The organism is Amycolatopsis sp. NPDC023774, assembly GCF_040639695.1.
GTDB lineage: Bacteria > Actinomycetota > Actinomycetes > Mycobacteriales > Pseudonocardiaceae > Amycolatopsis.
Genome location: NZ_JBFAAJ010000011.1, coordinates 1 through 7987, shown reverse-complemented (window position 1 = coordinate 7987; position 7987 = coordinate 1). Strand labels below are relative to the sequence as shown.

At 71.1% G+C, this 7987-nt stretch carries 7 protein-coding genes and 1 pseudogene; 4 read left to right on the top strand and 4 right to left on the bottom strand.

What is annotated here, in order from left to right; all coding sequences use genetic code 11:
• Positions 1-219 precede the first annotated feature (219 nt).
• Positions 220-984: an SDR family oxidoreductase gene (locus tag AB0F91_RS22875; protein WP_360600232.1), complete on the bottom strand. Its 765-nt coding sequence runs from the start codon at positions 982-984 to the stop codon at positions 220-222.
• 70 nt (positions 985-1054) lie between these two features.
• On the opposite strand from AB0F91_RS22875, the gene AB0F91_RS22870 reads away from it, so the two are divergent.
• Complete coding sequence (locus AB0F91_RS22870) at positions 1055-1624, top strand: TetR/AcrR family transcriptional regulator (protein ID WP_360600231.1); 570 nt, start codon at positions 1055-1057, stop codon at positions 1622-1624.
• 1 nt (position 1625) lies between these two features.
• Here AB0F91_RS22870 and AB0F91_RS22865 read toward each other — a convergent pair whose 3' ends face one another.
• Positions 1626-2435: a DNA-formamidopyrimidine glycosylase family protein gene (locus AB0F91_RS22865; RefSeq protein ID WP_360600229.1), complete on the bottom strand. Its 810-nt coding sequence runs from the start codon at positions 2433-2435 to the stop codon at positions 1626-1628.
• A complete protein-coding gene (locus AB0F91_RS22860; protein WP_360600226.1) occupies positions 2435-2908 on the bottom strand; it encodes a ribose-5-phosphate isomerase in 474 nt (157 codons plus the stop codon). The genes AB0F91_RS22865 and AB0F91_RS22860 overlap by 1 nt, the downstream gene beginning before the upstream one ends.
• Positions 2909-2953: 45 nt before the next feature.
• On the opposite strand from AB0F91_RS22860, the pseudogene AB0F91_RS22855 reads away from it, so the two are divergent.
• Both AB0F91_RS22855 and AB0F91_RS22850 read left to right on the top strand, forming a co-directional pair.
• A pseudogene (locus tag AB0F91_RS22855) lies at positions 2954-3701 on the top strand (2-phosphosulfolactate phosphatase).
• Positions 3698-4501 (top strand): MBL fold metallo-hydrolase, encoded by an 804-nt coding sequence (locus AB0F91_RS22850; protein WP_360600224.1) that lies wholly within the window; start codon positions 3698-3700, stop codon positions 4499-4501. Before AB0F91_RS22855 ends, AB0F91_RS22850 begins: the two are co-directional and overlap by 4 nt.
• 4 nt (positions 4502-4505) lie before the next feature.
• On the opposite strand, the gene AB0F91_RS22845 is transcribed toward AB0F91_RS22850, so the two are convergent.
• A complete protein-coding gene (locus tag AB0F91_RS22845) occupies positions 4506-5126 on the bottom strand; it encodes a DsbA family protein (protein ID WP_360600222.1) in 621 nt (206 codons plus the stop codon).
• 181 nt (positions 5127-5307) lie between these two features.
• Between AB0F91_RS22845 and pepN the strand changes: the two genes are divergently transcribed.
• A complete protein-coding gene (gene pepN / locus AB0F91_RS22840) occupies positions 5308-7884 on the top strand; it encodes an aminopeptidase N (RefSeq protein WP_360600220.1) in 2577 nt (858 codons plus the stop codon).
• Positions 7885-7987 lie beyond the last annotated feature (103 nt).

Sequence of the window (7987 nt, the reverse complement as noted above, 5' to 3'; positions counted from 1 at the left end):
GCCGAGCACCAAGCCGACACGACTCGACCAGGCGCGGCCGAACCCCGAGACCCGACAACAACGCCCGAGCCCCTACACCGCCCGCCCGACGCGCGCCCGACCACCGAACACCCGCCCGCGTCAACCCAACCAGCCAGCCCGGCTCGACCGTCCACACAGCCACGTGCGGCGCAAACCCCAGTCGTACCAAAGATTCCGCCAGCAGAGTCCACATCGGACTCACCCTGTGATCGGCCGGATCCCCACCAGCGTCCCCGACAGGTGTTCGGCCGCCGGGCTGCACAGGAAGGCCGCGAACGGCACGATGTCTTCCGGCTGCCCGACGCGGCCACCCGGGTAGCGCGCGCTCACCCGGGCGATGTGTTCCTCACTCGCCGCCACGCGCATGCCCGGCGTGACCGTGAGCCCGGGCGCCAGCGCGACCGTGCGGATGCCCTGGTCCGCCAGCTCCTGGTGCACCACGTTGCTCAGCAGGTGCACGCCGGCCTTCGAGGCGCCGTAGGCACCGGCGCCGGGGCCGGCCTGGGTGCCGACCATGCTGCCGACGTAGATGATCCGGCCGCCGCCGCCTCGGATCATGATCGGCGCGAAGTGCTTGGTCACGAGGAAACAGCCGACGAGGTTGCTGTCGAGGATCCGCCGCAGATCGGCCAGCTCGAAGTCCAGGACGCGCATCGTGCCGGCGGGTGGCATCCAGCCGGCGTTGCTGATCACCGCGTCGACCCGACCCCAGTGCGTGTCGACGGCGGCGGCCGCGGCGCGGACCTGGTCCTCGTCGGCCACGTCCGCCACGACGGCCATCGGCTTCGGTGCATCCGGCGCCGAAGCGACGATCTCGTCCACGGTGCCCGCCGCCTTCGCCGCGCTGCGCGCAAGCACCGCGATCCGCGCGCCCTCGCGCGCCAGCCCGAGTGCGAGCGTGTGGCCCAGCCCCTGCGCCGCGCCGGTGACGACGATTACCTTGTCGCGGATGTCCACCTGCATGTGCACTCCTTCAAAATGTGGTCTCCAGACTAAGTTTAGCCTCCAGCCTATATTTGGGTAGGCTGGCACCGTGACAGGACGACGGGAGGCGAACCGGGCCCGGATGCGGGCGCGCCTGCTCACGGCGGCGCTCAAGCTGTTCGAAGAGGCCGGCTACGAGGCGACGACGATCGACCACATCGCCGCGGAGGCCGATGTCGCGCGCCAGACCGTGCTCAACCACTACCCGCACAAGCGGGATTTCCTCGTCGAATGGGGCCAGGACCGCCGCGACCAGCTGCTCACCGTCGACGATTCCGACGAACCCGCGCGCACGAGACTGCACCGCTACTTCACCGCGCTGGCGGCCATCAACGAGCGCGAACGCACCCTCACGCGAATGCTGCACGTGAGCCTGCGCCACGACGAGGTCGTCGCCCACCAGCACCCCGTGCCCGACGCGACGATCGACGCGATCCGCCAAGGCCAGGACCGCGGCGAGCTACGCGCGGAACTCCCGCCGCGCACGGTCGCCGAAGTGGTCACCGCGATCTACGGCGACACCCTGCGCCGCTGGCTCACCGACGACGCGCCGCCGTTCGACCTGGCCGCCGCGCTGGCCGAACGACTCGACCTGCTGCTCGACGGCCTCACCGCGTGATTCAGGCGGGCTGGCAGGACGGGCACCAGTACAGGTTCCGCCCCACGAGCTCCTGGTGCGCCACCGCCGTGCCGCACACCAGGCACGGCATCCCGGCGCGTCGGTAGACATACACCTCGCCGCCGTGCCGGTCCTCGCGCGGCGCGCGGCCCTGCGCGGCCGGCATGTGCTCCGGCGCCACCGTGTCGATGCGACCGACGCGCACGCCGTGGCGCATCAACGTCACCAGGTCGGCCCACATCTCGTCCCACAGCCCGCGGTCGAGAGCGCGGCCGGGCACCATCGGCGCGACGCCGTGCCGGAACAGCACCTCGGCGCGGTACACGTTGCCGACACCGGCGAGCACGGCTTGGTCCATCAGCAACGCCGCCACCGACGTGCGCGAACGCGAGATCCGGTCCCACGCGAGGTCGGGCTTGGCGTCGCGGCGCAATGGGTCGGGACCGAGCCGCGACTTGATCGCGTCGACCTGGGCCGCGTCGAGCAGCTCACACCGGGTGGGGCCGCGCAGGTCGGTCCAGTGCGTACGGCCGATCAGGCGCATCCGCACCTGGCCCACCGGTTCGGTCTCGGGCAGCGGCGTTTCACCGAACGTGCCGTACAGGCCGAGGTGGACGTGCACCGTCCCATGTGGACCGTAGTCGTGGAACAGGTGTTTGCCGTACGCCTCGGCAGACTCCAGCACCTGCCCGTCGAGCTTCGCCGCTTCGTCGGCGAACCGGCCCTGCGGGCTGGAAACCGAGACGGGCGCGCCGGCGTAACGGCGTTTGTGCAGACGGGCGAGGCGGTGGAGGGTGTGCCCTTCGGGCATCAGGCTTCCGGCAGGGGCGGCGGCGTGCCGGTGCGCTCGTAGTCGAGCAGCTGCCGGATCCGGCGCCCGTGGCGCTCCTCCGGCGACGGCTCCGTGGCCAGGAAGGCCTCGACGATCTCGGTGGCCTGCTCGACGGTGTGCATCCGCGCGCCGACGCCGAGCACTTGCGCGTGGTTGTGCTCACGGCACAGCTGGGCCGTCTCGACGCTCCAGCCGAGACCCGCGCGGATGCCGGGCACCTTGTTCGCGGCGATCTGCTCGCCATTGCCCGAGCCACCGATCACGATGCCCAGGCTGCCCTCGTCGCCGGCCACGCGCAGCGCCGCGGCCACGCAGTATGCGGGGTAGTCGTCGACGGGGTCGTAGCGGTGCGGACCGACGTCGACGACTTCGTGCCCCTGGCCCGCGAGGTGACTGGCCAGGTGATTCTTCAGCTCGAAACCGGCATGGTCGGATCCCAAGTAGACACGCACAGCGGCGAGTCTGCCATCACCGGCGGTGCCGGGCATGCTCCGGGGGTGGACACGTGGGAGCAGCCGGGTCACGACGTGCGGCTCGAATGGGGCGGTGAAGGCGTCGCGGCGCTCGGTGGCGCGTGCGCCGTGCTCGTGTGTGGTCGACGTGCTTTCCTTCAGCACCACCACGGATCTCGTCACGGCGCGCGGCGGCCGGGTGCTGCCGGTGCGCTGGCGCGACGAACGCGGCATGACCGAAGCGCGGGCCGCGGGAGCGGTCGTGGCGGGTGAGGCAGCGTGGACGCTGCGGCCTTCCTCTGTGACGGACATCCCGTCCGGCACGCTGCTCGCGCTGCCCTCGCCCAACGGCGCCACCCTGACCGCCGCGGCCGCCGCCACGGGTGCCCACGTGCTGGCGGGCTGCCTGCGCAACGCGTCGGCTGTGGCGGCCAAGGCGCTCGAGCTGGCGGCCGGGCGGCCCGTCGGCGTGATCCCGGGTGGCGAACGCTGGGGCATCGACCTGCTCGGCGAAGGACAGAAGTTCGGCCCCCTGCGTCCGTGTGTGGAAGACCAGCTGGGCGCCGGCGCGATCGTCGCGGCCCTGGCGCACCACGGCCGCACGGTCTCGGCCGAAGCGGCCGTCGCGGCAGCGGCCTACGCGGGCACCGACGTGGCACAGGCCCTGCGCGCGTGCTCGTCCGGGCGCAAACTGGCCACGGCCGGCCACCCGGACGACGTCGAGCTCGCGGCGCAGGTGGACGTCAGCACCACCGTGCCCACCCTGCACGAGAAAATCCTGGAGGCGGAATGACCTGGACCGAAGTGGCCGAAGGCGTGCACGCGCGCCGCTACGAAGAGCTCGACCTGACCACCGGGCTGGTGATCGGCGCCGAGCGTTGCCTGGTGATCGACACGCGCGGCGATGTCGACCAGGGCGCCGAGCTCGCCACGGCCGTGCGGGAGCTGACGGACCTGCCGTGGAGCGTCGTCTACACGCACGCGCACTTCGACCACAGCTTCGGCACCACGCCGTTCCTGCCGTGCGATGTCTGGGCTCAGGAACGTTGCCTGCGCGAGCTGCTGGACCACGGCGAAACCGCGAAAGCCAAGTGGAGCGCGCGTTACCGCGCGGAGGGCAAGCCGGAGATCGCCGACGCCCTCGACCGGACCGGCCTCATGCCGCCCGACCGGCTCGTGACCGACCGGGCCGAGTTCGACCTCGGCGGCCGCACGGTCGCGCTCGTGCACCCCGGCCGGGCGCACACCGATCACGACTTGGTGGTGCACGTGCCCGACGCGGGTGTCGTGTTCGCCGGCGACGTGGTGGAGCACGGGCCCGAGGGCTTCACGGAGTACTCGTTCAGCGACGAGACACACCTGGGCGAGTGGCCGGGCGCGCTCGAAGCGGTCCTCGCGCTCGACCCGCGGATCGTGGTGCCCGGGCACGGCGACCCCGTGGGCCCCGGGTTCGTCCGGGAACACCGCGACGGGCTGCGCCGGCTCAACGAGCTGAAAGCCGCCGTGGCGGCCGGGGCCGGCGGGGTGGACGAGGCCGTGGCGGCCTCGCCCTACCCCGCCGCCGTCACCCGGGCCGCGTTCGCGACCCCCTGAGACCTCAGTCGAAGTTCAGCTCGCCGGTGCGGGTGCGCTTGAGCTCGAAGAAGTCCGGGTAGCTCGCCATCGCAACGGCGCCGTCGAACAGCTTCAGGGCGTCGTCGCCCCGTGGGATCGAGCTGAGCACCGGGCCGAAGAACGCGACGCCGTCGATGTGAATGGTCGGCGTGCCGACGTCCATGCCGACCGGGTCCATGCCCTCGTGGTGGCTCTTCTTCAACGCCTCGTCGTACTCGGTCGAGTCGGCGGCCTCGATCAGCTCGGGCGGCGCGCCGACGGCCTCGAGGGATTCCTTGAGGACGACGTCGAAGTCCTTGTTGCCCTGGTTGTGGTAGCGCGTGCCGAACTCCGTGTAGAAGTCGCGCAGCACCTGGTCACCCTTCGCGGCGGCCAGCGCGGTCGCCACGCGGACCGGGCGCCAGCCCTTGTCCATCAGTTCCTGGTAGCGCTCCGGCAGCTCGTCGCGGCCCGAGTTGAGCACGGACAGGCTCATGATCCGGAAGTTCAGGTCCAGCTCGCGGTGCTTCTCGACCTCGAGGATCCACCGCGAGGTGATCCACGCGAACGGACAGATCGGATCGAAGTAGAAGTCCACCTTGGTGGGCTGGGACGCAGCGGTCATCTCAACGAGCTCCTCGCGAGGTTCGACGTCGGCAGGCATGCCTTTTTCAGCGGGGTATCCCCCTATGACGGCCAACGCGCGCGCCAGGCCCGGTTGTTCCCCGTCGCCCGAGGACCGCTTCGCATGATTGGATGCTCGACAGCCCGAAAACCGCAACCGGAATCTAAGACCAGAGGTGCCCGTGCCCGCCCCCAACCTGACTCGTGACGAAGCCAAGCAGCGCTCCGGCCTGCTGGATGTCGCGTCCTACGACATCGTGCTGGACCTGACCGACGGCCACGGCGGTCCCGGTGAGAAGACCTTCCTCTCCACCACCACAGTGCGCTTCTCCGCCACCCGGCCGGGCGAGTCCTCGTGGATCGACCTCGTCGCCGAGGGCGTCCGCTCCGCCGTGCTCAACGGCACCGAGCTCGACGTGAGCACCTACGTCGAGGACAAGGGCATCGCGCTGCCGGAGCTCGCCGCGGACAACGAACTCGTGGTGACCGCGGACTGCCGGTACATGAACACCGGCGAAGGCCTCCACCGCTTCGTCGACCCCGTCGACAACGGCGTGTACCTCTACACGCAGTTCGAGACCGCCGACGCGAAGCGCATGTTCGCCTGCTTCGACCAGCCCGACCTGAAGTCGGTGTACCAGCTCACCGTCCACGCGCCGCGCGACTGGAAGATCGTGTCCAACGCGCTCGTCGAGACCGAAAAGGACACTCCCGACGGCGCCCGTGTGACGAACTTCGCCGTGTCCGAACGAATCTCGACGTACCTGGTCGCCCTCATCGCCGGCCCGTACGCCGAGTGGCGTGACGAATTCTCCGACGCCCACCGCACGATCCCGCTCGGCATCTACTGCCGCGCGTCGCTCGCCGAGCACATGGACGCCGACCGCCTCTTCGTGGAGACCAAGCAGGGCTTCGGCTTCTTCCACGAGAAGTTCGGCACGCCCTACCCGTTCTCCAAGTACGACCAGCTGTTCGTGCCGGAGTTCAACGCGGGCGCGATGGAGAACGCCGGCGCCGTGACCTTCCTGGAGGACTACGTCTTCCGCAGCCGCGTCACGCGCTACGCCTACGAGCGCCGCGCCGAGACGCTGCTGCACGAGATGGCGCACATGTGGTTCGGTGACCTGGTCACCATGCGCTGGTGGGACGACCTGTGGCTCAACGAGTCGTTCGCGACCTTCGCCAGCGTGTTCGCCCAGGCCGAGGCCACCGAGTACAAGAACGCGTGGACCAGCTTCGCGAACATCGAGAAGTCGTGGGCCTACCGGCAGGACCAGCTGCCCTCCACGCACCCGATCGCGGCCGACATCGTCGACCTGCACGCGGTGGAGGTGAACTTCGACGGCATCACCTACGCCAAGGGCGCGAGCGTCCTGAAGCAGCTCGTAGCGTACGTGGGCATTGAGCACTTCCTCGACGGACTGAAGGTCTACTTCGGAAAGCACGCGTGGGGCAACGCCACGCTGGCCGACCTGCTGGCCGCGCTGGAAGAGGCGTCCGGGCGCGACTTGTCGTGGTGGAGCGCGCAGTGGCTCGAGACCACGGGCCTCAACTCGCTCAGCCCGCGCTACGAGGTGGCCGCCGACGGCACGTTCGCCTCGTTCGCCGTGGTGCAGACGGGCGCGAAGCCGGGCGCCGGTGAGCTGCGCACGCACCGCGTCGCGGTGGGTGTGTACGACGACGGCATCGGTGCCGGCGCCGGCAAGGTCGTGCGCACCGAGCGCGTGGAGCTGGACGTGTCCGGCGACCGCACCGAGGTGCCGGCGCTGGTCGGCAAGCCGGCGGGCAAGCTCGTGCTGGTCAACGACGACGACCTCACCTACTGCACGATGCGCCTCGACCCGGCGTCGCTGACCACGCTGATCGACCGGATCGCCGACATCGTCGAGCCGCTACCCCGCACGCTGTGCTGGTCGGCCGCGTGGGAGATGACGCGCGAGGCCGAGCTCAAGGCGCGCGACTTCGTCACGCTGGTGGCGCGCGGCATCCACGCCGAGAGCGAGGTCGGCGTGGTGCAGCGGCTACTGCTGCAGGCCCAGACGGCGCTGAACTCGTACGCGGACCAGAAGTGGGCCGCCGAGCAGGGCTGGTCGGCGCTCACCGCGCGCCTGCTGGAGCTCGCCCGGGGCGCCGAAGCCGGGTCCGACCACCAGCTGGCGTTCGTGAACTCGCTGGCCGGCGGCGTGCTCGATGAGGCGACGCTGGGTGTCGTCGCGGGCTGGCTCGACGGCTCCACGCCGCTGCCCGGCCTCACTGTGGACACCGACCTGCGCTGGCGCCTGCTGCAGGCGCTCGTGGCCCACGGCAAGGCCGGCACCGCGGACATCGCGGCCGAGCTGGCCAAGGACGACACGGCCGCGGGCCGGCGGCACGCCGAGCGGTGCCGCGCGCTGCAGCCGACCGCCGAGGCCAAGGCCGACGCGTGGCAGCGCGCCGTGTACGACGACGAGATCCCCAACGCCGTCAGCGACGCCCTCATCTCGGGTTTCTCGCACCCGGGGCAGAAGCAGCTGCTCGGCAGCTACGTCGGGCGCTACTTCGAGGTCATCGACGAGGTGTGGACGCGCCGCTCCAGCGAGCGTGCCCAGCCGACCGTGATCGGGCTCTACCCGTCGTGGGCCGTCGAGCCGGCGACGGTGGCGGCGTCGGACGAGTGGCTCAAGGGCGAGCACCCGGCCGCGCTGCGCCGGCTCGTGTCCGAAGGCCGTGCCGGCATCGTTCGCGCGCTCGCCGCGCGGGAATTCGACAGCCAGGTCTGACCGGGGTGGTGGGGGGGGCGGCGGGGCCGCCCCCCCCCCCCCCCCCCCGGGGCGCCGCGCCGAGCAGGGCGGGGGCGGCCGCGGGAGCGGGGGGAGGGAAGGG